Annotated in this window: 25 protein-coding genes and 2 other annotated features; of the genes, 22 read left to right on the forward strand and 3 right to left on the reverse strand. The window is 45.4% G+C overall.

Translation table 11 applies throughout. From position 1 onward, the window contains the following. Positions 1 to 126: 126 nt before the first annotated feature. Positions 127 to 357 (forward strand) — a binding site (T-box leader). 43 nt (positions 358 to 400) lie between these two features. Then, positions 401 to 3052, forward strand: a complete 2652-nt coding sequence (locus CVN76_RS25890) for a valine--tRNA ligase (protein ID WP_100533640.1) — start codon at positions 401 to 403, stop codon at positions 3050 to 3052. Positions 3053 to 3107: 55 nt separating this feature from the next. On the opposite strand, the gene CVN76_RS25895 is transcribed toward CVN76_RS25890, so the two are convergent. Together CVN76_RS25895 and CVN76_RS25900 are read right to left on the reverse strand one after the other, a co-directional pair. After that, a complete protein-coding gene (locus CVN76_RS25895) occupies positions 3108 to 3962 on the reverse strand; it encodes an ATP-grasp domain-containing protein (RefSeq protein ID WP_100533601.1) in 855 nt (284 codons plus the stop codon). Next, positions 3931 to 4872 (reverse strand): ATP-grasp domain-containing protein, encoded by a 942-nt coding sequence (locus CVN76_RS25900; protein WP_100533602.1) that lies wholly within the window; start codon positions 4870 to 4872, stop codon positions 3931 to 3933. Before CVN76_RS25900 ends, CVN76_RS25895 begins: the two co-directional genes overlap by 32 nt. A gap of 99 nt (positions 4873 to 4971) precedes the next feature. Here CVN76_RS25900 and CVN76_RS25905 point away from each other — a divergent pair, with 99 nt between their 5' ends. From CVN76_RS25905 to minD, 11 genes are all read left to right on the forward strand, one after another. Beyond that, entirely contained in the window at positions 4972 to 6252 is a 1281-nt protein-coding gene (locus CVN76_RS25905) for a bifunctional folylpolyglutamate synthase/dihydrofolate synthase (RefSeq protein ID WP_100533603.1), read from the forward strand. A gap of 241 nt (positions 6253 to 6493) precedes the next feature. Then, entirely contained in the window at positions 6494 to 6622 is a 129-nt protein-coding gene (locus tag CVN76_RS32195; RefSeq protein ID WP_269800079.1) for a hypothetical protein, read from the forward strand. Then, positions 6619 to 7371, forward strand: coding sequence for a prepilin peptidase (locus CVN76_RS25910; RefSeq protein WP_100533604.1), 753 nt, complete (start codon positions 6619 to 6621; stop codon positions 7369 to 7371). Before CVN76_RS32195 ends, CVN76_RS25910 begins: the two co-directional genes overlap by 4 nt. Positions 7372 to 7662: 291 nt before the next feature. After that, on the forward strand, positions 7663 to 8640 hold the full coding sequence (locus CVN76_RS25915; protein ID WP_100533605.1) for a hypothetical protein: 978 nt from the start codon (positions 7663 to 7665) through the stop codon (positions 8638 to 8640). Positions 8641 to 8827: 187 nt separating this feature from the next. Beyond that, entirely contained in the window at positions 8828 to 9397 is a 570-nt protein-coding gene (locus tag CVN76_RS25920) for a Maf family protein (RefSeq protein ID WP_100533606.1), read from the forward strand. A 58-nt stretch (positions 9398 to 9455) separates the two neighbouring features. Continuing rightward, positions 9456 to 10130, forward strand: coding sequence for a RadC family protein (radC, locus tag CVN76_RS25925; protein ID WP_100533641.1), 675 nt, complete (start codon positions 9456 to 9458; stop codon positions 10128 to 10130). 149 nt (positions 10131 to 10279) lie between these two features. After that, positions 10280 to 11299 (forward strand): rod shape-determining protein, encoded by a 1020-nt coding sequence (locus CVN76_RS25930; protein WP_061143484.1) that lies wholly within the window; start codon positions 10280 to 10282, stop codon positions 11297 to 11299. A gap of 161 nt (positions 11300 to 11460) precedes the next feature. Next, a complete protein-coding gene (gene mreC, locus CVN76_RS25935) occupies positions 11461 to 12333 on the forward strand; it encodes a rod shape-determining protein MreC (protein WP_100533607.1) in 873 nt (290 codons plus the stop codon). Beyond that, a complete protein-coding gene (gene mreD, locus CVN76_RS25940; protein ID WP_100533608.1) occupies positions 12330 to 12848 on the forward strand; it encodes a rod shape-determining protein MreD in 519 nt (172 codons plus the stop codon). The genes mreC and mreD overlap by 4 nt, the downstream gene beginning before the upstream one ends. A 115-nt stretch (positions 12849 to 12963) precedes the next feature. Further along, a complete protein-coding gene (gene minC, locus CVN76_RS25945; RefSeq protein WP_100533609.1) occupies positions 12964 to 13647 on the forward strand; it encodes a septum site-determining protein MinC in 684 nt (227 codons plus the stop codon). A gap of 2 nt (positions 13648 to 13649) precedes the next feature. After that, positions 13650 to 14453, forward strand: coding sequence for a septum site-determining protein MinD (gene minD / locus CVN76_RS25950; RefSeq protein WP_100533610.1), 804 nt, complete (start codon positions 13650 to 13652; stop codon positions 14451 to 14453). A 173-nt stretch (positions 14454 to 14626) separates the two neighbouring features. Here the strand turns inward: minD and CVN76_RS25955 are convergent, their stop codons facing one another. Further along, positions 14627 to 15070, reverse strand: a complete 444-nt coding sequence (locus CVN76_RS25955; protein ID WP_034308861.1) for a S1 domain-containing RNA-binding protein — start codon at positions 15068 to 15070, stop codon at positions 14627 to 14629. A gap of 252 nt (positions 15071 to 15322) precedes the next feature. Here CVN76_RS25955 and CVN76_RS25960 point away from each other — a divergent pair, with 252 nt between their 5' ends. The 10 genes from CVN76_RS25960 to pheA all read left to right on the forward strand — a co-directional run bounded on the left by CVN76_RS25960 (position 15323) and on the right by pheA (position 23480). Further along, complete coding sequence (locus CVN76_RS25960; RefSeq protein WP_100533611.1) at positions 15323 to 16072, forward strand: M23 family metallopeptidase; 750 nt, start codon at positions 15323 to 15325, stop codon at positions 16070 to 16072. Next, positions 16065 to 16931 (forward strand): M50 family metallopeptidase, encoded by an 867-nt coding sequence (locus CVN76_RS25965; RefSeq protein WP_100533612.1) that lies wholly within the window; start codon positions 16065 to 16067, stop codon positions 16929 to 16931. Before CVN76_RS25960 ends, CVN76_RS25965 begins: the two co-directional genes overlap by 8 nt. Positions 16932 to 16972: 41 nt before the next feature. Next, entirely contained in the window at positions 16973 to 18445 is a 1473-nt protein-coding gene (locus tag CVN76_RS25970) for an Rne/Rng family ribonuclease (protein WP_157805804.1), read from the forward strand. Between the two features lie 75 nt (positions 18446 to 18520). Then, positions 18521 to 18604, forward strand: a sequence feature (ribosomal protein L21 leader region). Positions 18605 to 18617: 13 nt separating this feature from the next. Then, complete coding sequence (rplU, locus tag CVN76_RS25975; RefSeq protein WP_034308849.1) at positions 18618 to 18926, forward strand: 50S ribosomal protein L21; 309 nt, start codon at positions 18618 to 18620, stop codon at positions 18924 to 18926. A gap of 13 nt (positions 18927 to 18939) precedes the next feature. Further along, positions 18940 to 19272 carry a ribosomal-processing cysteine protease Prp gene (locus tag CVN76_RS25980; RefSeq protein ID WP_100533614.1) on the forward strand — a complete coding sequence of 111 codons (333 nt, stop codon included), beginning with the start codon at positions 18940 to 18942 and terminating at the stop codon, positions 19270 to 19272. 12 nt (positions 19273 to 19284) lie between these two features. Further along, on the forward strand, positions 19285 to 19575 hold the full coding sequence (gene rpmA, locus CVN76_RS25985) for a 50S ribosomal protein L27 (protein WP_034308845.1): 291 nt from the start codon (positions 19285 to 19287) through the stop codon (positions 19573 to 19575). A 539-nt stretch (positions 19576 to 20114) separates the two neighbouring features. Beyond that, complete coding sequence (locus CVN76_RS25990) at positions 20115 to 20654, forward strand: Spo0B domain-containing protein (protein WP_100533615.1); 540 nt, start codon at positions 20115 to 20117, stop codon at positions 20652 to 20654. A gap of 48 nt (positions 20655 to 20702) precedes the next feature. Further along, positions 20703 to 21992: a GTPase ObgE gene (obgE, locus tag CVN76_RS25995; RefSeq protein WP_061143472.1), complete on the forward strand. Its 1290-nt coding sequence runs from the start codon at positions 20703 to 20705 to the stop codon at positions 21990 to 21992. A gap of 40 nt (positions 21993 to 22032) precedes the next feature. Further along, entirely contained in the window at positions 22033 to 22482 is a 450-nt protein-coding gene (locus CVN76_RS26000; protein ID WP_061143471.1) for an ACT domain-containing protein, read from the forward strand. A gap of 122 nt (positions 22483 to 22604) precedes the next feature. Continuing rightward, a complete protein-coding gene (gene pheA, locus CVN76_RS26005; RefSeq protein ID WP_100533616.1) occupies positions 22605 to 23480 on the forward strand; it encodes a prephenate dehydratase in 876 nt (291 codons plus the stop codon). The last annotated feature ends 126 nt before the right edge of the window (positions 23481 to 23606 follow it).

Here is a 23606-nt window from a genome sequence, read left to right on the forward strand (position 1 = left end):
AAGGATACTATGAGATATGGATGGCCCTGCTTCGTTAAAAAAGTAAGCGAAAAGATGATTGACTCTAGCCCCTTTTTTTTTGTACTATATACTATATGCGTTTAATGATTTTACATATGAATAGAAATCAATGCTAAGACCGGAAATAGTAAGATGAAATGCACTTTTCAGAGAGGAAGCCGATTGGTGGGAGGCTTTCAGGCAGCAGCATCCGAAGTCGTCCGCGAGCAGTTTTCGTGAAAGATTTTTAGTAGCGAAGGCCGGTGAAGAGCCGTTATCCGATTTGAGAGCCGAAAGGGATTATTTTTCTTTTTCGGAAAAAAGGTGGCACCGCGAACAACTTCCTTCGTCCTTTTATGATGATGGAAGTTTTTTTTATGCCCAAAAAGGAGGAAATGATATGGAAGAGAACCAGATTTCAATGCCGACCAAATATGATCCGCAGGCAATAGAGAAAGGCCGCTACAAATGGTGGCTTGATGGGAAGTTTTTTGAAACGAAGAGTGATGATACAAAAGAACCTTATACGATTGTCATCCCGCCGCCGAACGTGACAGGCAAGTTGCATCTTGGCCACGCATGGGACACGACGCTTCAAGATATATTGACGCGCATGAAAAGAATGCAGGGCTATGATGTTTTATGGCTGCCGGGGATGGACCATGCCGGTATCGCGACGCAAGCGAAGGTGGAACAGAAACTACGTGCTGAAGGCGTAAGCCGCTATGACCTTGGACGTGAAAAGTTCGTTGAAGAAACATGGAAATGGAAGGAAGAATATGCGAGCCATATCCGCGAACAGTGGTCAAAGCTAGGTCTAGGGCTTGATTATACCCGAGAACGCTTCACTCTTGATGAGGGTCTTTCAAAAGCGGTCCGCGAAGTATTCGTCTCCCTTTATAATAAGGGCTTGATTTACCGCGGCGAATACATCATCAACTGGGACCCATCGACGAAAACGGCGCTGTCCGATATCGAGGTCATTTACAAAGATGTTCAGGGTGCGTTCTATCATATGAAATATCCGTTAGTGGACGGCTCGGGTGAAATCGAAATAGCCACAACCCGTCCGGAAACGATGCTTGGCGATACGGCGGTTGCCGTACATCCTGAAGATGACAGGTATAAGCACTTGATCGGCAAAATGGTTCGCCTGCCAATCACGGGCCGGGAAATCCCGATTGTCGGGGATGATTATGTCGATATGGAATTCGGTTCCGGCGCAGTGAAAATTACACCTGCACATGATCCGAATGACTTTGAAATCGGCAACCGTCATGACTTGGAGCGCATCCTCGTGATGCATGAAGATGGGTCGATGAATGAAAAGGCTGGTAAATATGAAGGCATGGATCGTTTTGAATGCCGTAAACAAATCGTCAAAGATCTTCAGGAAGAGGGTGTGCTCTTCAAAATCGAAGATCACCTGCACTCGGTCGGGCATTCAGAAAGAAGCGGAGCCGTTGTCGAGCCGTATCTTTCCACGCAATGGTTCGTTAAAATGCAGCCACTTGCTGATGCTTCGGTTGAGCTTCAAAAAGGGTCAGATGAAGAAAAAGTCCATTTCGTTCCAGACCGTTTCGAAAAAACGTATTTACACTGGATGGAAAATATTCGCGACTGGTGTATATCCCGTCAGCTATGGTGGGGCCACCGCATTCCAGCTTGGTACCATAAAGAAACAGGTGAAGTATACGTAGGACATGAAGAGCCTGCGGATGCGGAGAACTGGGAACAAGACACAGACGTTCTGGATACATGGTTCAGCTCCGCTTTATGGCCGTTCTCGACGATGGGCTGGCCTGATGCGGACAGTGTCGATTTCAAACGTTACTACCCAACCGGTGCACTTGTTACGGGCTATGACATCATCTTCTTCTGGGTTTCAAGGATGATTTTCCAGGCGCTTGAGTTTACGGGTGAACGTCCATTTGAAGATGTACTGATCCACGGCCTCGTTCGAGATGAACAAGGACGCAAGATGAGTAAATCGCTTGGCAATGGTGTCGATCCAATGGATGTCATTGATCAATACGGCGCCGACTCCCTGCGTTACTTCTTATCGACTGGCAGCTCACCAGGTCAGGACCTTCGTTACAGTACGGAAAAAGTCGAGGCGGTTTGGAACTTCTCCAATAAGATTTGGAACGCATCCCGATTCGCTTTAATGAACATGAATGGAATGACGTACGATGAAATCGATTTAAGCGGCGAGAAATCCGTAGCAGATAAATGGATTTTGACACGTTTGAATGAAACGATCACGAATGTGACAAGACTTGCGGACCGTTATGAATTCGGTGAAGTCGGCCGTGTGCTTTATAACTTCATCTGGGATGACTTCTGTGACTGGTATATCGAAATGGCGAAGCTTCCTTTATACGGTGAAGATGAAGCGGCAAAGAAAACGACACGTTCAATCTTGGCTTACGTGCTCGATAACACAATGAGGCTGCTGCATCCTTTCATGCCATTCATTACCGAAGAAATATGGCAAAACCTTCCTCATCAAGGGGAGTCCATCACTGTTGCCGCTTGGCCGGAAGTGAATGAAGAATTGACGGATTCGGCTGCAGCCGAGGAAATGAAGCTGCTTGTTGAAATCATCCGCTCCGTCCGTAACATCCGGGCTGAAGTGAACACGCCGCTAAGCAAAAAAATCAATTTGATTTTAAAAGCGAAGGACGAGTCCATCTTGACGACACTGCAGAAGAATAGCAGCTATATTGAGCGATTCTGTAATCCTGAACAATTGACGATCGGCATTGAAGTCGAAGAGCCAGCCCAAGCGATGACTGCTGTCGTAACCGGCGTGGAGTTGATCCTTCCGCTGACAGGACTGATCAATATTGATGAAGAAGTGAAACGTCTTGAGAAAGAGCTCGACAAACTCAATAAAGAAGTGGAACGTGTACAGAAAAAATTAGGCAACGAGGGCTTCGTCAAGAAGGCGCCGGCAAGCGTCATCGAAGAAGAACGGGCCAAAGAAAAAGACTATAGCGAGAAACGCGATTCCGTGATCCACAGAATCAATGAATTGAAACAACTGTAAACATGAAAGGAGGAACCAGCATATTGGCTGGTTCCTCCTTTTTTAATCGAAAATCTTAAACGTCCTGCAGGGTGTTGATCCTGTCCTTAATGAAAGTGAGATACTCCCTTACGATATTGATCTCGCTTAAAGCACTTAGCGTACGGCTCCCGACGACATCCTCGATTTCATTGAGCATCAGGCTGCCGTCTTCGGCAAAAATGAAATCGATGCCGACCAGGCCAAAATCAAACGCTTCGATGATTCTTTCAACCAGCGCTAAATCGTGTGGAGCTAGTTCATATAAGGAAGCTGTTCCGCCTAACGTATAATTGGCCTTGAAGCTCGAAGCTGATTCGCGGAGCACGGCGGCCTTCACTTGGTTGCCTATTACAAAAACACGGATATCCTGTCCGAATCGGCCGGGCTTTTGCACGATCCAGTTTCCTTCATTCAACTGGGCCAAATCAGCCTCATTCTCGATTAAATACACCTGCTTCCCGCCACGGCCTTTTGTTTCTTTAGCGATGAGAGGGAATGCCATATCAGTTGCCTTCGGCCGTCCGTTGCAATATACGGTATCAGTCATCGGAATTCCCATCGCTGTTAAATATTGATGGGTCTTGGCTTTGTCATTCGCCATTTCGGATACGAAAGAAGAATTGAAGCAAACAATCCCCATTTGCTCCAGCTGTCTCGTGAAAAAAGGGTCGATGGTCCGCACGATGGCAAAGGCTGGCATTGTGATTGGCTCCAGCACATGCTCGGCATATAACGCATTGCAGCGATGGCCGATCCGCAGGTCTTCACGATGGTAGAAATGCAAATCAAGATCAAGCTTGCTTGCCTCGTCCAGCATCCATTCTATGTAGCCCTTATTTTTTTCGGCATCCTCTCGATTATAAATCAGCCAGCCTGATTGTTTTCTCATCTGTCCTACTCCCTTTCCCTATATTGTTCAACATATGATCAAACATGCTGTCAGCGATGTTGATGCCGGTGCATTCATATATATTAAGCAAATGAGAATTCGAATTCACCTCGCACAAAAGCGGCCCATCTTCACCGAATAACAAATCGACGCCAGCAAATGCGGCGCCAAGAATCTCGGCACAACGGATCGATAGTGTTGCTTCCTCCTTCGTGGGTGTATAGGGCTGGGCCCTGCCGCCAGCTGTCATGTTGGCCCGGAAGTCACTCTCGGAATGGCGTTGCATCGCAGCTATGACTTGATCGCCGACGACATTGATGCGAATGTCACGTCCTTTGCTGTGCCTGATGAATTCCTGGATGATGAATGGTTTGTGGCCAAGATGACGGATCGCCTTGAGAAGTTCTTCTTCAGTTTGAATCAAATAAACTTGTTCCCCGAAAGAACCGTACGACTCCTTGAGAACAAGCGGGAATCCAAGTTCGCTCCCGATTTGTTTGAAAACATCCATATTAACCCTTTCGATCCCCTCGTATGTGAACGGAGGAAAGACGGTCTTCGGCATCGGTATGTTATGTCCCGCTAAGGCTTGATGCGTTTTCGCTTTGCTGTCGCAAATATCGATAGCAGAACTGCTGTTGTATACCGGGAGGCCAAGCAATTCCAAATGGCGCGCCAAATGGATATCTTTATCCATGAATAGGACAAAGTCAGGCAGCTTTCCAAACGTTCCTTTAAGCATTGGAACCCCATTTTCAATGACGGGAATAAGATCTGAATTACGGATGAGGGTTGCCTTGATTTTTTTTCTTTCAGCCGATTCTTTGATGAACAAAGCCAAGCTTGAAAATTTATCATGCTGTAAATAGCCATTCACGACAATCCAGCAATGGAGGTCAGAAGTTTTCATGAATTAACACTACCTTTCGTCTAGGTTAATCGTTCATATATTGATAAAATAATCTTAACGCATTAGAGCGGTATAAAGATAGAGGAGGCTCGATGATTAATGGCAACGACCATGAAAGATATCAATCATTTTTTTGAACGACGACAAGTTCGATTGGGCATGAATTTCGGCCTGTCCCGCATGGAAGCATTATTAAAGAAATTAGGCAACCCGCATGAAAGGTTAAAGTATATTCATATTGCCGGTTCGAATGGAAAAGGATCGACGCTGCAGTATATGAAAGGAATGTTGATGGAAGAAGGAGTCCGGGTCGCTTCGTTCACATCCCCGTATTTAATCCGCTTGAATGAACAGCTGAAGATAAATGCAGATGAAATCAGCGATAAGGATTTCATCGCTGTGTTCACGGAACTGTGGCCGTTCATCCAAGAGATGGATCATGCAGGGAATGGCCCCACCCAATTCGAAATATTGACGGCCATGGCGTTCTCTTATTTTAGCAAGAAAGAGGTAGATCTGGTCTTAATGGAAACCGGACTTGGAGGCAGGCTGGATACGACGAATGTCATCAAGCCGTTGCTTTCGATCATCACCTCGATTTCTTTGGAGCATACGAATATCCTCGGTGACACACTGGCGGAAATCGCTTCAGAGAAGGCAGGCATCATCAAAAGCGGGGCGCCGGTCATAAGCGGAGTGACGGCGAAAGAACCGGCAGACGTGATTGAAGAAAGGGCGCATGCAGTAGGTGCTCCGTATTACCAATTAGCCAGGGATTTTCAAATAAGGCATGTAAAGAAAAGAGAAGGCAGACAAAGCTTCTCGTTTACGCATGGGAATAGAACCATCGATCATATTGAAATGAACATGTTAGGCCAACATCAAATCGAGAACGCAGCATTGGCCATTGCTGCCGTCCTGATCGCCCTGGAACATATCGATGAAAAAAGCATCCGCAAGGGAATTGAGGAAGCGAAATGGGATGGCCGTTTTGAAAAAGTTTCCAAAGAGCGTTTGGTGATTTTGGATGGTGCTCATAATCCTGCGGGCATTCAGGTTCTTGTGGATACGCTGAAGTCACATTACCCTGAATATAACTACCGATTCGTTTTCAGCTCTTTTAAGGATAAAGATTATGCCAAGATGCTGCATGAACTTGAAAAAGATGCGCTTGAGATCATCATTACCGAATTCGGCCATGATCGGGCTGCGGATGCGCAGACGCTTTATGAAGCATCTCATCACGAGAATAAACAGCTAGTCAAGGATTGGCAGGCGGCCGTAACGGAAGGAAGACGGAAAATAGGGGATAAGGAGATTCTTATCATCACTGGTTCCCTGCATTTCCTTTCCCTTGTGAGGGCATTCCTTCAAGACTGACCAATTCGAATCGCGAGGGATCAAACATTGTTGGCGTGAAGGAGATATGGGGAGCAATGGAAAATAAAACGGGATATCCACTGCTTCCGTGAAGTTTTTTGTCAGCCAACTCCACGTATATTTGTTAAAATATGCTTATATATTGTTTCTAGATGCTAAATGAATCGTATCAAATCAAGAGGGAAAGGGAGATGTTTTGGAAGGGCAGACCTGAAGATGAAATACGGGGGGATGAATGACGATGAGGAACCGTAATGATTATCGTAAAAGAGATGTCCTGGCAAAGGCATGGGACATGCTGAAGAAGGATTTTATGCAGGTGGGGAAACAACCAATCTGGACGGTTCCCCTGTACATCTTACATAAATGATCGCTATCCATACTTATCTCCTCATAATAGGCTTGATTTTAGGCTCCTTTTTTAATGTCGTCGGTTTACATGTTCCAGTAGGTCACGCATTTGTAAACCGTCGCTCGGCCTGCCCATCCTGTGGGCGTACCTTGACACCCCTTGAGTTGATACCGGTCATTTCCTATATGCTGCAGGGCGGAAAATGCCGTGGCTGTAAAGCAAGGATTTCCCCCTTATATCCGGTCGTGGAAATGCTGACAGGCATATTATTTGCCTCAGCTCCGATATTCCTCGGCTGGTCGGGCGAGCTTCTTATTGGCTGGACATTGATTTCGTTATTCATGATCATTTTTGTCTCCGATGTGACCTATATGCTCATACCTGATAAAATACTGCTTTTCTTTATGTTGATTTTTATCATCCTGAGAGTGTCGTTCCCTTTGTCCCCGTGGTGGGATTCGATAGCCGGGTCGGCGATCGGCTTCAGTCTTCTGCTCCTGATCGCCGTGGTGAGCAAGGGGGGGATGGGCGGCGGTGATATCAAACTGTTTGCAGTGATCGGATTTGCATTGGGAACGAAGCTGGTCCTATTGTCCCTTCTTTTTGCTAGTTTTTATGGGGCGCTCTTTGGCATCATCGGGATGCTCAGCGGCGTACTAGACAAGAAAACCGTCATTCCTTTCGGTCCGTACATCGTTTTTGGAACATTGACGGCTTATTATTGGGGCGATTATATAGTGAGTTTGTATGCAAGCTTCCTAAGATGAGTGTAAAGGACCATTCTGGATAAGGGGGAATTTGTCAAAATACCCCTGGGTCAGCACAACTAGTGAATTTCCCCCATTTGCATACAGGGGAATATGGATGGCACGGAATTTGTAAGGCATGGGTATTGATGCGGCAATGAACCAGAAGTACCAGTGATCAAGAAGACCCTTGTAACCTAGTGGTCTGTAAAAGGGAAATTTGACGAAACCTATTAATGACAAGACGACAAAAGTCTTGTTATTTTTTTTGGGCACTATGATAGGATGGAAAAAATGATCAGGAGAGGAGGAATGAAAGTGGGCAAGTCAGGAAAAAGCAAAGGCGTCAAGATTAAAATAAATGGGGAAGAAAAAATATTTACCGATAAAGGCGGAATTGAAAGCGAAGAGGCAGCGAGCGAAGAGCAAGAGCAACAAGAAGAGAGTTTTGAATGGATCCTTCCTGATGAAACTAGCGAGAACAAGATCGTATTGGTCCCCACACCCCCAAAGAAAAAAATGCCGAAGCTTATAGGCTTTGGTGCCAGCTCGCGGAAAGGACCGGAAAGTAGGCCGCTTAAGACATTTTTGATTGCTGTCATTTGTGCGGTGTTTTTTGGTTCGATTCTTGGCTTGATTGCGGTTAAAACGATCACCAGGGAAAAAGCTGCGGTTCCATCAGTTGAAACCCCGATTTCAACGAAGGCCCCAGTGGAGGATAAAAAAGCGGCAGTGAAGGAAAATGGGACGCAGCTGAAGACATTCCTTGTGCAGGGCGGAGTGTTCAGCAGTGAGGATGCAGCCAGGCAGGTACAAAAGAAAATTTTGGGAAAACAGGTTCCCGCTGAAATTTTCAAACTGGAAGACAGCTATTATTTATTCCTGGGTTCGGCAGAGAGTTTAGCTTCAAGCAAGGAGCTGGCCTTATTCTTAAAGTCCTATGATGTCGATGTTTATTGGAAGGAAATCAATCTTGAAGCGGCTGGAAAAAGCGGGGAAGATGAAAAAAACCTCATCAAGATGAAGACGGTATATGCGTCACTAGCGGAAATATCCGCTGCCAAGCTTCGCGGTAAAGAAGCGACAGTTAACAGGGAAGTGCTGAAGAAAAACTTGAATGAATTGAAGGCGGCAAAAGTATCGGAAGAGTTAGCGAAAATGAATGCTGACCTATCTGCTGCGGCACAGTCGATTACCGAGTTCGAGAGTTCGAAAAAGGAAGACAAGCTGCTGCAGGCACAAGGAAGCCTTCTGGAATTTTTGTTGAATTACCAAAATACATCAAGTTAAGTGAAAAAAGGGAGCGATCCTACTGGACAAGCTCCCTGCCAAAAGCTGTCAGGTGACAGCTTTTTTATTTTCCGGGAAATACTTAACCGGATTTGTCGATTCGTAGTAAACAATAATTGTGGATTGGAAGATAATTTGATAGGATAGATATGTATCTCCCTATGTAAAGAAAGGTGACCTTTTAATTATGCAGCCATTGATTTTAGCTTCTTCATCACCACGTCGTAAAGAACTTCTGCAGTTTCTACAAATCCCCTTTGAAAGCATGAATTCCAATGTCGATGAAACGATTGATGATACCATGTGCCCGGATGCTGTTGTGAAAGAGCTTGCCTCGCGTAAGGCGAAAGCCATCGCAGCAAAATTTCAGGAACGCTGGGTAATCGGCTCGGACACGGTTGTCGTCCTTGATGGAAAGATATTAGGCAAGCCAACAAGCCGCGCGGATGGAAAGAGAATGCTGGAGATGCTATCAGGCCGGACACATGAGGTATATACGGGTGTTGCCATCTTATTCGGCAAGCATTGCAAAGTGTTCGCAGAAAAAACGGAAGTGACATTTTGGGAGCTGCCAGAAGCTGAAATCGAACGTTATCTGGATAGCGGGGAACCATTTGATAAAGCTGGCGGTTATGGGATACAAGGATACGGATCCCTGCTTGTCAAACAAATCAAAGGGGACTACTTCTCTGTCGTCGGGCTTCCGGTTTCAAGATTGGCCCGTGAGCTCAAAGCGTTTCAGGCGGACATGGGGTAAACGATTTCCGCTCTGGCATCTCCCTTTCGATGGGAGGAAGGATGTTTTGAGTGAAAAAATGTTAATACGGGATTACCCGAAAGAAGAGAGACCGCGCGAACGGTTTCTGCAAGACGGACCACAAAGCCTCTCCAACCAGGAGTTGCTCGCGCTGCTATTGAGGACGGGTACACGGGAAGAATCCGTACTTCAGCTAGCAGGCAGGCTCATCAATTCCGTCAAAGGCCTGCGTCCGTTAAAAGAAGCCTCTGTGGAAGAATTGACCGGGATCAAAGGAATAGGCGAAGCGAAGGCGATCCATATTCTTGCATCAGTTGAACTTGGCAGGAGAATGAACCAATTGAATGATCAAGACCGCTATGTGATTCGTTCTCCTGAAGATGGGGCTAATTACTGCATGGAAGAAATGCGGTTTTTGACCCAGGAACATTTCGTCTGCCTTTATTTGAATACGAAAAATCAAGTGCTCCAAAAAACAACAATCTTCATCGGCAGCCTCAATGCCTCGATCGTGCACCCGCGCGAGGTTTTTAAAGAAGCTTTCAGAAGGTCTGCCGCCTCTATCATCTGTCTTCATAACCACCCCTCCGGAGACCCCACTCCTAGCAGAGAAGATATTGAAGTGACGAAAAGATTAGCCGAATGTGGTAGAATTATCGGGATTGAAGTATTGGACCACATCATTATCGGGGAGCATAAATATGTTAGTTTGAAGGAAAAAGGTTATTTATGACACTATCAAAATTTTTGACGATACGATATAATATTGTTTATGATTTTTAAAAGAGGAAACTTTTTCAAAACTCTTATTGTCAAAAAACGACAAATTACATGTTGAACTTATAAAAAAAAGGCATTTTTGTTTACGAAAGGGAGATACCAATGTTTGGAATAGGCGCTAGAGATATAGGGATTGATTTAGGAACGGCTAACACGCTCGTATATGTTAAAGGAAAAGGGATCGCGGTTCGCGAACCATCCGTCGTAGCGGTGCAAACCGATACAAAGCAAATCGTTGCAGTCGGAAACGATGCGAAAAACATGATCGGCCGTACACCTGGAAACGTGGTTGCCCTCCGTCCGATGAAAGACGGCGTAATTGCCGATTATGAAACGACGGCTACCATGATGAAGTACTATATGAAAGAAGCTCAAAAGAAAGGTGTATTCGGCAACAAGCCATATGTCATGATTTGCGTTCCTTCTGGAATTACAGCTGTTGAGCAGCGTGCAGTGATTGATGCAGCCAGACAAGCGGGGGCACGTGATGCATATCCGATCGAAGAACCGTTTGCAGCAGCGATCGGTGCAGACCTTCCTGTTTGGGAGCCTACAGGCAGCATGGTCGTTGATATCGGCGGAGGAACGACGGAAGTGGCCATCATCTCCCTTGGGGGTATCGTAACAAGCCAATCCATCCGCATTGCTGGTGACGAAATGGATGATGCCATTATCGTTTACATACGCAAAAACTACAATTTGATGATCGGTGAGCGCACTGCAGAAGCGATTAAAATGGAAATTGGTTCTGCCGGTGACACAGAAGGCGTCGAAAACATGGAGATCCGCGGCCGTGACTTATTGACTGGTTTACCAAAGACGATCGAAATCACAGCTGATGAAATATCCAAAGCATTAAGCGATACAGTTTCTGCGATTGTGGATTCCGTGAAAAACACCCTGGAAAAAACACCGCCTGAATTGGCCGCAGACATCATGGACAGAGGCATCGTCCTGACCGGCGGAGGAGCTTTACTGCGCAATTTGGATAAAGTGATCAGTGAAGAGACGCAAATGCCGGTGATCATCGCCGAAAATCCGCTGGATTGTGTGGCAATCGGCACGGGGAAAGCGTTGGACCACATTCATTTATTCAAAACTAAATCAAGAGATTCCCGATAAGCATAACTTCTCAAATAGGAGCCGGCTCAACAAAAGGTTGCAATTTTGAGCCGGTTTTTCTTATGTTCAAGCTAGGTATGAACAGCACATGCAAGATTTATAAGATGAGTGAAGTGTAAAGATATTAAGATATGATATTAAGATATAGAGGTGCAATTACCATGCCACAGTTTTTTAATAAAAAGCTCCTTCTCTTGCTCGTTAGTATCATCGTTCTCGTGGCATTGATCGGTTTTTCCTTAAAGGAGAGAGAAGAGTTGACATGGCCGGAGCAATTCCTGAAAGATACGACAGGCTGGGTTGGGAATGTGTTTAATAAGCCAGTATCGGGTATAACAGGATTTGTAGGGGGCTTAAAGGACCTTCAGCATACATACGATGAAAACAAAAAATTGAAGGCCCGCCTGGATGAATACGTATTATTGAAAACCCAGGTACAGGATTTAAAAGAAGAAAATGATGAATTTCGCGATAACCTCAAAAAAGAAGATGACCTGCGGAAGTATTCATCGATTCAATCGACGGTCATCGGCCGTAATCCTGACCGTTGGAATGAAATGCTGACGATCAATAAAGGAAAGCGTAATGGGGTAGAAAAAAATATGGCCGTCATCAAGTCCAATGTGCTTGTAGGCAAGGTCAAATCCGCGACTGATTTCACGGCTTCGGTTCAGCTCTTAAGTTCGATCGATAAAGCCAACCGTGTTTCGGCCATCGTTCAAGGTGATGATAAAGCATACGGTTTGATTGAAGGATTCGATGATAAAAGGAACCTTTTGTTAATGAAACGGATTCCATATGATAAAAAAATCAAGAAGGATTCGACGGTCATCACTTCCGGTTATGGCGGGATCTTCCCAAAAGGCCTTTTGATCGGAAAAGTGGTTGATGTCAAAGTGGATCAATATGGATTGAACCAGACTGCCTATATTGAACCTGCCACGGATTTATACGATATAAATAATGTTATGGTCGTTCAGCGTGAAGATGGCGGGGTAGCGGATGAAAGTGATGGGGAGGATGAAGCTGAGTGAAACAATTCATCCTTTCTTTTATAGCCCTGATTTTTTTCGTTTTTGAAAGCATCTTCGCGCAGCTGTTTGCTGGAGATACCTTCGGGGACGATAAAATCCTCGTTCCCCATTTCATGATGATTTTTATCTTTTTCCTGACCATGTATGGTTCCAGGAAAATGGGCATGCTTTATGGAGCCATCCTTGGATTGACCTATGATGTCGTGTATACGGAAATCCTGGGAATCTATATGTTCCTGCTTCCTTTTCTTGCCTACTTGATTTCAAAATGCATGAAAATCCTGCAAAATAATATATTGATTGCCTGTCTGACGGCTTTTTTATTCACGGCCGTTTTGGAGCTGGTCATCTTTCAGATGAATACCATCCTTTCGTTCGCCGATATGCCATTCGGTGAATTCGCGGAGAGGAGATTGCTGCCGACCTTGTTATTGAATTTCGTATTCATTATCGTCAGCTGCTATCCTTTAAAGAGAATATTCGAAAAGCTTGATTTGCAAGGAGACGCGGAATAACGTTTCAATGTCCGAAGAGCAGGTCGGAATTGTCTTTTCTCTTTTCCGAGGACGTAGAAAAAGGAAAATTGTTTTCCTATGTCGAATTATATTTCATTGAGGTGAAACAAACGTCATGAATAAAAGAATTCAGCAAAATGTCATGATTAAGGGAACAAAAGACGGGTTTATGCTTCATCTCGATGATTCTTGCTCATTTTCCGAATTATTGAAAGAGTTAGAAGTGAAGCTTTCGGCAAACTATCAGTTTCAAGAAAATGACCCGTCCATTTCCGTTAAAGTACATACAGGGAACCGCTATCTTGATGAAAAACAAGAAGAAATGATTAAAGAGGTCATCCACAAAAAAAAGAAGCTTTTCGTAGATGAGATGATTTCGAATGTCCTGACAAAGGATGAAGCGAACCGCTGGAAAGACGAAAACCAAGTGACGACCGTGACCAAGGTGATAAGGTCTGGACAGGTTTTTGAAGTTCCCGGGGATTTACTCCTGATCGGGGATGTCAATCCTGATGGAACGGTACGTGCCGGTGGCAGCATATATGTAATGGGGCAGCTAAGGGGAATAGCCCATGCGGGTTACAAGGGGAATCATGAGGCCATAATAGCGGCCTCGGTCATGAAGCCTGCCCAGCTCCGCATTGCCGGACAAGTCAATTTATCTCCTGATGAATATACGAAATGGGGGCATGATCTGGAATGTGCCTTCATGGATGACGATGAAAATATCATTATTGACAAACTGCAAGTTTTAAAGAAATATAGACCTAATTTAAATAGATTAGAAGGGGGTCTCTAATCGTGGGAGAGGCAATAGTTATAACATCCGGTAAGGGTGGTGTCGGGAAAACGACCACCTCCGCCAACTTGGGAACATCTTTAGCTCTTCTAGGCAAAAAGGTTTGCTTGATTGATACGGATATCGGTCTGCGGAACTTGGATGTGATCATGGGGTTGGAAAACCGGATCATCTATGATTTGGTCGATGTGGTCGAAGGGCGCTGTAAGATACATCAAGCGCTTATAAAAGATAAACATTTCGAGGATTTGCTTTATTTGCTTCCGGCTCCGCAAAATAGTGATAAATCAGCGGTGAATGAAGAGCAGATGAAGAAACTCATCAGCGACTTGAAGCCGGACTACGATTATATCCTCATTGACTGCCCAGCAGGCATAGAGCAGGGCTTCAGGAATGCCATCGCCGGGGCAGACAAGGCGATCATCGTGACGACTGCCGAGAGACCCGCTGTCAGGGACGCAGACCGCATCATTGGTCTGCTGGAAAAAGAAGAGCAAATTGACCCGCCCCAATTGATCATCAACCGGATACGCGGCCATTTGCTTCATGAAGATGAAGAAATGGATATCGATGGCGTTACCAATTTTCTTAAAATCGATTTGATTGGCGTCATTCCTGACGATGACCAGGTCATTGTGGCAGCGAATAAAAAGGAACCAATTGCCTATAATCCAGACAATAGAGTCTCGCTTGCCTATCGGAACATAGCCCGCAGGATTCTTGGTGAATCCGTGCCTTTGTCGCCAATCGGCGGCGAACCGAAGGGATTCATGTCCAAATTGAAAAAGTTCTTTAGTGTGCGGTGAATTCTCTTTTCCGTGATTTGATTTGGATCGTCTGAAAAGTAATGGGCCAAGCCCTTGGAGTCAAACAAATTCAATGGAAGCGGGAGCATTTGATGCCCCGCTTTTTTTGCTTTTCGAATACATAAAAAAGGCAAGCCATAGTTTTTGGCTTGCCTTATCTATATGCAGATAGGTTATCCGCGTCTGCCGCCTCTGCCGCCGCGTTTCGATTCGGTGCTGCGTTTAAGAGTCGATAAATTTTCTTCACTAGTCTTTAAGAAGCGAACCATTTTATCTTCGAAATTTTCCTTTGGTTGGAAGTTCCCTTTTGAACGAAAATCTTTAGAACGGCTATCCCCTTGGCGTGGTGGGCGTTTGGTATAAGAAGAGGTTTGCCCTTCGGGTCTATCTATAGCCTTTTTGATGGACAAGGCAGTTTTTCCGTCTTTCTCACTAATCACTTTTACTTCGATTTGGTCGCCTACTTTAAGATGGTCATTGACGTCTTTTACATAGCTATCTGCTACCTCACTGATATGCACAAGACCTGTCGAGCCTCCTGGTAATTCTACAAATGCTCCAAAATTAGTGATACCTGTTACTTTACCTTGTACTTTGCTGCCTATTTCGATTGACATAAAAAAATGTTCCCCCTCAATAATGTTAAAACCACTTTATTATAACAAATTTCAGGGAACAATATCAATTGGATTTTTCCCTCATTTATCCGAATTCATCAATCGATGCGAAAATCCTTTGGATTTCATGGCTTTTCGCTCGATTTACAGGTGCGATATTTATTTTATTTCCAACATCTTTTCTCGGTCATAGTCTGGACAAGTTGCTCATACGCTGTAATATAGCGCTTTTTAGAGCAGGGGGGATCCTTTATGGATGATCGCAGGAAAGATATCCGCAATCGCATCGCCAAGAGACGTAAGGTTAATGAAAGTCCAGTTGGAAACGGCAGTTGGACGGAGATCAACAATGATGAATCGTATGGTGTTGATTCTTTTAACGGATATTCGGAAAAAGATCATCCGCTTTTCAGGAAAGAATATTTCTTCTTTAAAATACTTGTCAGTGTCTGCCTGTTCCTGATCATCGCGGTGATGTTCAAACATCCTTCGGCACGGCTGGATCCTGCCAGGAGCTTTGTCACGGAAAACATGAGCAAGGAATTCCAATTCGCTTCCATCTCCAATTGGTACGAAAATGCGTTTGGCAAACCGATCGCTTTTTTGCCGAAGGAAGCGGATAAGGAAACGGTTGACACGAAGGAAGGCTATGCGATGCCTGCCTCAGGCAAGATCACCCAAACTTTCGAGACGAACGGTGAGGGAATCATCCTGGAAACGAGCAAAGGCTCCAAGGTGGAGGCAGTCAATGAGGGCGTAGTCATTTTTGCCGGTGAAAAGGAGGGGATAGGGAAGACGGTCGTTATCCAGCATGCCAATCAAAGTGAATCCTGGTACGGACAGCTGAAAGAGATTGATGTGAAGCTGTACGAATTTGTTAAAAAGGGCAATGAAGTAGGACAGGTTACAGTCAGTGAAGACGGATCCAAGGGCAGGTTTTATTTAGCTATCAAAGAAAATGACGCTTTCGTCAATCCTAAAAAGGTGATTCAATTTGAGTGAATATGGGAAATTGCTGTTTAAGATCAGGGTGCATCCGACATTGTGGTTCGTGATTGGTGTTGCCATCCTCACTGCCCATTTCGTGGAAGTGCTGATGCTGCTGCTCATCGTCTTCATTCATGAAATGGGGCATGCCGTCTGTGCTCAGCGCTTTAAATGGCGGATAAAATCCATCCAGCTGCTTCCTTTCGGAGGGGCTGTCGAGACGGAGGAGTATGGCAATAAAAGCTTGAAGGAGGATTTGGCGGTTGTGCTTGCCGGTCCGCTTCAGCATGTTTGGCTTATTGGTGCAGCTTTTTTGCTCTATTTCTTTTCTTTTATTTCCCTTGAGCTGTATCAGCCCTTTTTGTATATGAACTTGATGCTGCTGGCGTTTAATTTGCTGCCGATTTGGCCCTTGGACGGGGGACGGCTGCTATTCATTGGTATTTCGCTTTATTGCACCTTTCTTGAAGCCCAGAAGCATACACTTCATTTTTCGGCAGCATTCGCTGTCGTGGCTTTTTTGACCTGGCTCATTCTTGATCCGCTCAATTTGAATATTTGGCTCATCGTCTTTTTCATCAGTCTCTCGCTCGTGATGGAATGGCGGCAGCGCTATTATGCATTTATCCGCTTCCTCCTGCAGCGCCATTACGGGCATACGAATGACTTGGCGAAATTGAAGCCCATTTTGGTGGATTCACAAGAACCGATTTATAAAGTGTTGGAGCTGTTTCAACGAGGGTGCAAACATCCCGTCATCATCATGAAAAACGGCAAGGAGAGCGGCTCATTGGATGAAACGGAAATCCTTCATGCTTATTTTTCCGAGAAAATGACCAATGGGAAAATCGGTGACCTATTATATTCTTATTAAATATGTTATCCTTTCTTCAAATTGAGGAGAGGATTTTTTTAATGAAAAAGATGATTGCCAACCTGGCTTCACGCGAAAAAAGAGTCGCCGTATTGGAGAATGAGGTACTACGCCAGCTTGTCATTACGCCTGATCACCACCGCAGTACGGTCGGTAACATTTATCTTGGGAAAGTGACGAAGGTATTGCCCGGTATGGATGCGGCCTTCATTGATTATGGGGCAGAGAAGAATGGCTTTTTGCATCGAGACGAGCTCCCTTCCTTCCAACTGACAAAAAACGGTGAAGGAAAAGCGGCCATCGGTCAATTTGTCCGTCAGGGAGAAAAGCTGCTCGTTCAGGTAAGCCGTGATGAGACAGGTACAAAAGGAGCTAAATTGACGGGGCTGATCGAGTTTTCCACAGAATCCCTCGTATACATACATGGAATCGATTATGTCGGCGTGTCCAAGAAATTCAAAAACGAGCACCTGCAAATGCAGTGGCGGGAAACAGCCCTGCAAAACAAAAATCCTGATGAGGGATTGATTGTACGCACCTCGATGGAGAACGAGAGTGAAACGGTCTTTCTGGAAAGGCTGACTTCATTGCGTGAGCGGTATCAAGGACTTGAAAGGAAGGCTGCCTCCCTCAAGGCTCCGGCACTGCTGCTTGCGAGGGATACGTTTTTGGAAATGATCATGAATGAAATGTCCCGAACGGCAGTCGGCCAGCTTGTCGTCGATGATTCAGCCGCCTGCCGCTCATTGAGTAAATGGGTACAGGAAAATGAGAAGGGATGGGAAATATCCCAGGCACCCGGTCCGCAAAATATTTTTTCCGAAGCGAATATGGAAGCGCAAGTGGAAAAATTGAGCAAGAAAATCGTTTGGCTTGATAATGGCGGTTATTTAATCTTTGAAGAAACGGAAGCATTCACGGTCATCGATGTCAATTCAGGCAAGTTCACCGGAAAAGTGGCCAAGGAGGCAACCTTGTTTGCCGTGAATCAGGCGGCGGCGAAAGAGATCGCCCGCCAGGTAAGGCTTAGGAATATCAGCGGAATCATTTTGATCGACTTCATCAATATGGCTCAATCGCGCCACGAGCAGGAAATCATCGATATCGTTAAAAAGGAGACGGCAAAGGATGAGAAGCGGGTACAGGTCATCGGCTTTACTGAACTGGGCATCCTCCAAGTGACAAGAAAGAGAACCTCGCCGTCTTTAAGCGAATTGATGACGGTTCCTTGCCCGGTTTGCAGTGGAAGCGGCAAAATCGAGAGCCCGGAAACCGTAGCCTTCCGGCTGGAGCGTGAACTGCTGGAGCACCGCAAGACCGATGATGAAGCGGTCTGGGTCGAGGCAAGTAAGGCGGTGGCGGACGTGCTGCTCGGTGAAAAAGAATCGTACAGGCAGACGTTGGAGGAATTGATCGGCAAAAGGGTATTCCTATCATTTATCCCCGGCTCCGTGAATGCCTATTCCATCAAGCGCTTCGGAAGCATGGAGGAAATCAGCGGCGCCATCGAATGACGGGAGAGAATTTCTACAAATATATTGACAGGCATTCCGGTTTCATGATAGGATTTTACTGTTATGTTTGTAGCACCCGTGCTACAACCGCTCAACAACAGGTCCCAAGCTTTTGCCTTTCAGGCAAGACGCCTGTGATTGGCGAGTCTGAGACATTCAAGGAGGTGCAAGTATGTACGCAATTATCGAAACTGGCGGTAAACAAATTAAAGTAGCAGCTGGCGAAGCGGTTTACATTGAAAAATTAAACGCAGAAGCAGGCGAAACTGTTACATTTGACAAAGTTTTATTCGTAGGTGGCGAAGACGTGAAAGTCGGTGCTCCACTAGTTGAAGGCGCTACTGTAACAGGTACTGTCGAAAAACAAGGGAAGCAAAAGAAAATCACTGTTTTCAAATACAAAGCGAAGAAAAACAATCGTAAAAAACAAGGTCATCGTCAACCATACACAAAAGTTGTTATCGAAGCAATCAACGCGTAAGGGCTGATTCTAGATGATTAAAGTTGTCTTTGATGCTCCGCAGGAACGAATCGCTTCGTTCACCTTAAGCGGACATGCTAATTTTGCTAAAAAAGGTTCCGATATCGTTTGTGCAGGTGTATCGGCTGTTTCCTTCGGGGCAGTCAATGCGATTATGTCCCTAACGGACGTGGAGCCTGAGATCGAGCAAGGCAAAGAAGGCGGCTATCTTCGCTGCACGATTCCGGGGAACCTTCCTCAGGAATCGGAGGAGAAGGTCCAGCTGCTTTTGAACGGCATGCTCGTATCGCTGCAAACCATCGAGCGTGATTATGGTAAATACATGAAAATTATCCTCAGCCAATAGGAGGTGGAACAAATGTTAAGATTAAATCTTCAGTTCTTCGCTTCGAAAAAAGGAGTAGGTTCTACAAAGAACGGACGTGACTCTCAATCTAAGCGTCTTGGCGCTAAACGTGCAGATGGTCAATTCGTATCTGGTGGTTCTATCCTTTACCGTCAACGCGGAACGAAAATCTATCCTGGTGAGAACGTAGGCCGTGGTGGAGACGATACTCTATACGCTAAAGTAGACGGTGTTGTTAAATTCGAACGTTTCGGACGTGACCGTAAAAAAGTAAGCGTATATCCAGTTGCACAAGAAGCATAATTGGCATCTTTGAACAGAGGCTGACTCAAAAGGGTCTGATTCCTTCTACGAGACACTATATACCGCGTCATTTTTAATAATGGTAGGGCGATATAGTGAAGAAGGGGTCCGGCCCTTTATTTATACTATGGTTCGATGAATAACCAGCTTTTGCAGGAGACTTTAGTCATCAGTATAAGGAAAACAACCTCTGACTTACAAAAGGCTCGCCAACCGGCGGGCTTTCTTACACTTTCAGGGGAACAACCGCATTACTCATTCACCCCGTTTGGTTCATCCGGATGGACAGTCTAATTCAACAATACCATCTCCGATTGGTGCTAAGATAAGGCCCATTCTCTTTTCTAGTTCAAATGGCTCTACCATCGTCCAAAGAACTCAGGGTGTGTGGCTGTATTTTTTGGACGGGGGCTTCATGTGAAGGCATGTGAATCGAGCTTCATTTCCTGTTTGTTGTTTTTTTGTTATACTGTAAAATGGAAGTATTCAACATGATAGAGCCGAAAAAAGTTTCTTTATCATAATTGAAGGTGTTAATAATGGATAAAAATTGGACGACTATTGAAACCCTGCGTCAAACCAGGCATGATTGGCTGAATAAAATTCAAATCATCAAAGGCAATCTTGAGCTGAACAGAATTGACCGTGTCAAGGGCATCATTGATGAAATCATTATTGAAACCCAGAATGAAGCACGTCTGTCCAGCTTGAATTTACCGAAATTCACCGAAATGCTGCTGACTTCCAATTGGAATAACGGATCATTTTGTTGCGAATATGAAATCATCGATGTTTTTGAAGGATCTGCCGAGGTGGATGAGCTGATGTATCGCTGGACGACCGATTACTTTTCCATATTGGATAAGAGTCTGGACCCGGCTTTTGAAAACGTACTGTCTGTTTCCATAGGTGAAAAAGAAATGAGCAACATGCGCTGTTCCTTTCATTTGCAAGGCAGGATCATTGACCAACCAGCAGTGATCGAGTTTTTGGAACGGTCGCTAACGGCTGGGCAAACGATCGAATTGTGCGAATGTAATGAGGATGAAATGTTTTTTAAGATGAATATTATTTTTTAGAGAAGTATACAGCAAGAATTGACTTGCAGAAAACAAGGAAGTGATAGCATGTTTGTCGATCAAACGAAAGTCTATATAAAAGGCGGAGACGGTGGTAACGGGATAGTTGCTTATCGTCGCGAGAAATTCATACCAAAAGGCGGACCTGCAGGCGGAGATGGCGGTAATGGCGCCAATGTCGTTTTTGAAGTGGAAGAGGGCTTGCGTACGTTAATGGATTTCCGCTATCAACGTCACTTTAAGGCTCCGCGGGGTGAGCATGGCATGTCCAAAAACATGCATGGAGCGGCCGCAAAAGATATGGTCATCAAGGTTCCGCCAGGCACGGTTGTCATTGATGAAAAAACGAAGGAAGTCATTGCTGATTTAGTTGAGCACGGGCAGCGCGCCATCATTGCCAAGGGTGGACGAGGAGGCAGGGGGAATTCCCGTTTTGCTACACCTGCCAACCCTGCTCCTGAAATCGCCGAGAACGGGGAACCTGGCCAGGAACGCGATATCATCATGGAGTTGAAGCTGTTGGCTGATGTCGGTTTGGTCGGTTTCCCTAGTGTGGGGAAATCCACTTTGCTTTCAGTCGTTTCCGCAGCAAGACCTAAAATTGCCGAATACCATTTCACCACGATCGTCCCTAACCTCGGAATGGTGGAAACGGAGGATCACCGCAGTTTCGTCATGGCCGATTTGCCTGGTCTGATTGAAGGGGCTTCCGAAGGAGTCGGCCTCGGCCATCAATTCCTGCGCCATATTGAAAGAACGAGGGTAATCGTTCATGTAATCGATATGTCCGGACTTGAAGGCAGGGATCCATATGAAGACTACCTAACGATCAATAAAGAACTGGAAGAATACAACCTGCGCTTGACCGAGCGTCCGCAAATCATCGTTGCAAGTAAAATGGATATGCCGGACTCTGCAGAAAATCTTGCGGCATTCAAGGAAAAGCTGGAAGAAGACTACCCTGTCTTCCCGATTTCTGCAGTGACGCGTGACGGTATTCGTGAGCTTCTTTATGCAATTGCCGATAAAATCGAAGAAACACCTGAGTTCCCTCTTGATCATGAAGAAGAAAATACGGGAATCCACCGTGTTCTTTATAAACATACATCACAGTCGGATGAGTTCAACATTGAACGCGAATCCGATGGCAGCTTTGCCGTATCAGGATTCAAGATCGAGCGTCTATTCAAAATGACGGACTTCACCCGTGAAGAGTCGATCCGTCGTTTCGCCAGGCAGCTTCGTTCATTTGGAGTCGACGAAGGCCTTCGTCAAAGAGGTGCCACAAACGGCGATATCGTCCGTATCCTTGAATATGAATTTGAATTTGTTGATTGATTAGATGCCATGATGGCAGGCAAAAGGAGGCGTGCAGAGTTTGAATAAGGCCGATCAGAAGTTTTTCCTCGTTCGAGAGGATGTCCTTCCCGAAGCGATGAAAAAAACGCTGGATGCAAAAGAAATGATTGAACGGGGAAAAGCGGAATCAGTATGGGAAGCCGTACAGAGGGTGGACCTAAGCAGGAGCGCTTTTTACAAATACCGGGACACGGTGTTTCCGTTTCATACCGTTGTCAAAGAAAAACTGATTACCCTGTTCTTCTATCTTGAAGATCGGTCCGGTACTCTATCGGAGCTATTACGGCTCGTCGCATCATCCGGCTGCAACATCATGACCATCCATCAAACGATTCCTTTGCAGGGCCGCGCAAATGTCACCCTGTCCCTCAACACGGGAGGAATGACGATGGATATCAATGAACTGCTTACAAAACTGCGTAAAATGGAGTTCGTCGAAAAAGTCGAAATCATTGGGAATGGCGCATGAAAAACAGCCTGTACATATTATATGTACAGGCTGTTTTTTTATAAGTGGCGATTAACTATTGTAAAAAATCTGAAAATGGCATAACATATACAATAGATTTTCCGTGAAAGGGAGTTTATAATATGACATCAAAAATCGCATTTCTAGGGCCAAAAGCAACGTTCACGGATTTAGCTGTTTCACGACTATTTCCTAATGACATAAAGATACCGATGAACACGATTCCCGACTGCCTTGATGCTGTCCGAGACGGCGAAGTGAATCACACGCTCGTCCCCATCGAGAATGCATTGGAGGGCTCGGTCAATATAACGATGGATTACCTGGTCCATGAAGTCACATTACCGATAAAGGGGGAAGTGACGATTCCGATCCAGCAGCATTATATGGTGCATCCGGATCATGCGTATCCCGGTTTCAAACCGGACATGGTATATTCGCATTCCCATGCCATTGCCCAATGCCGCAAATTTCTACATAAAGATTTGAGGGGCATTCCATATGAGTATGTGACGTCGACCGCAGCTGCCGCGAAGATGGTGATGGAGAACCCTGACATCAACATTGCTGCCATTGCCAATGATATGGCTGCAGCGGAGTATGGACTGACGATCGTGAAGCACAATATCCATGATTACGAACATAATCATACGAAGTTCGTCGTCGTATCGAACAGTGAAGTGGACTATGCCGGGCATTTGACGGTTGAAGGAGATGCGAAGACGACCTTGATGGTCCAGCTTCCTGCCGACCACTCGGGGCAACTGCATCAAGTGCTTTCCGCTTTCTCCTGGAGGAAGCTGAACCTCTCCAAGATCGAATCAAGACCGATGAAAACCGGCCTTGGCCATTACTTTTTCATCATTGACGTTGAAATGGCCCTTGACGAAGTCCTCATCCCGGGTGCCATATCCGAATTGGAGGCCCTTGGCTGCACGGTTTCGGTCATGGGAAGCTATTCATGCTTTAAAGTAAGAAGCGGTGTGGTGCAGCGTTGATTTCCTGTCGGAATGACTTGTTGCGAAGGGTGCATACCTTTTCCGCAGTAGCAAAAGGGTACAGCCTAGCGCGGCGGGTCATGGAATGAGGTAGGAATATAATGATCATGATTGAGACGGCGCCCC

The organism is Bacillus sp. mrc49 (assembly GCF_002803435.1).

Bases quoted from the DNA above. Each gene is read 5' to 3' on its own strand.
- obgE (WP_061143472.1), top strand. From the start codon at position 20,703: ATGTTTGTCGATCAAACGAAAGTCTATATAAAAGGCGGAGACGGTGGT.
- CVN76_RS25905 (WP_100533603.1), top strand. From the start codon at position 4,972: ATGGCAACGACCATGAAAGATATCAATCATTTTTTTGAACGACGACAA.
- CVN76_RS25900 (WP_100533602.1), bottom strand. From the start codon at position 4,872: ATGAAAACTTCTGACCTCCATTGCTGGATTGTCGTGAATGGCTATTTA.
- minC (WP_100533609.1), top strand. From the start codon at position 12,964: ATGAATAAAAGAATTCAGCAAAATGTCATGATTAAGGGAACAAAAGAC.
- CVN76_RS25960 (WP_100533611.1), top strand. From the start codon at position 15,323: ATGGATGATCGCAGGAAAGATATCCGCAATCGCATCGCCAAGAGACGT.
- CVN76_RS25910 (WP_100533604.1), top strand. From the start codon at position 6,619: ATGATCGCTATCCATACTTATCTCCTCATAATAGGCTTGATTTTAGGC.
- pheA (WP_100533616.1), top strand. From the start codon at position 22,605: ATGACATCAAAAATCGCATTTCTAGGGCCAAAAGCAACGTTCACGGAT.
- CVN76_RS25970 (WP_157805804.1), top strand. From the start codon at position 16,973: ATGAAAAAGATGATTGCCAACCTGGCTTCACGCGAAAAAAGAGTCGCC.
- rplU (WP_034308849.1), top strand. From the start codon at position 18,618: ATGTACGCAATTATCGAAACTGGCGGTAAACAAATTAAAGTAGCAGCT.
- CVN76_RS25890 (WP_100533640.1), top strand. From the start codon at position 401: ATGGAAGAGAACCAGATTTCAATGCCGACCAAATATGATCCGCAGGCA.
- rpmA (WP_034308845.1), top strand. From the start codon at position 19,285: ATGTTAAGATTAAATCTTCAGTTCTTCGCTTCGAAAAAAGGAGTAGGT.
- CVN76_RS25915 (WP_100533605.1), top strand. From the start codon at position 7,663: ATGAAAGTGGGCAAGTCAGGAAAAAGCAAAGGCGTCAAGATTAAAATA.
- CVN76_RS25920 (WP_100533606.1), top strand. From the start codon at position 8,828: ATGCAGCCATTGATTTTAGCTTCTTCATCACCACGTCGTAAAGAACTT.
- CVN76_RS25955 (WP_034308861.1), bottom strand. From the start codon at position 15,070: ATGTCAATCGAAATAGGCAGCAAAGTACAAGGTAAAGTAACAGGTATC.
- CVN76_RS32195 (WP_269800079.1), top strand. From the start codon at position 6,494: ATGAGGAACCGTAATGATTATCGTAAAAGAGATGTCCTGGCAAAGGCA.
- mreC (WP_100533607.1), top strand. From the start codon at position 11,461: ATGCCACAGTTTTTTAATAAAAAGCTCCTTCTCTTGCTCGTTAGTATC.
- radC (WP_100533641.1), top strand. From the start codon at position 9,456: ATGTTAATACGGGATTACCCGAAAGAAGAGAGACCGCGCGAACGGTTT.
- CVN76_RS25980 (WP_100533614.1), top strand. From the start codon at position 18,940: ATGATTAAAGTTGTCTTTGATGCTCCGCAGGAACGAATCGCTTCGTTC.
- CVN76_RS25930 (WP_061143484.1), top strand. From the start codon at position 10,280: ATGTTTGGAATAGGCGCTAGAGATATAGGGATTGATTTAGGAACGGCT.
- CVN76_RS25895 (WP_100533601.1), bottom strand. From the start codon at position 3,962: ATGAGAAAACAATCAGGCTGGCTGATTTATAATCGAGAGGATGCCGAA.
- CVN76_RS25990 (WP_100533615.1), top strand. From the start codon at position 20,115: ATGGATAAAAATTGGACGACTATTGAAACCCTGCGTCAAACCAGGCAT.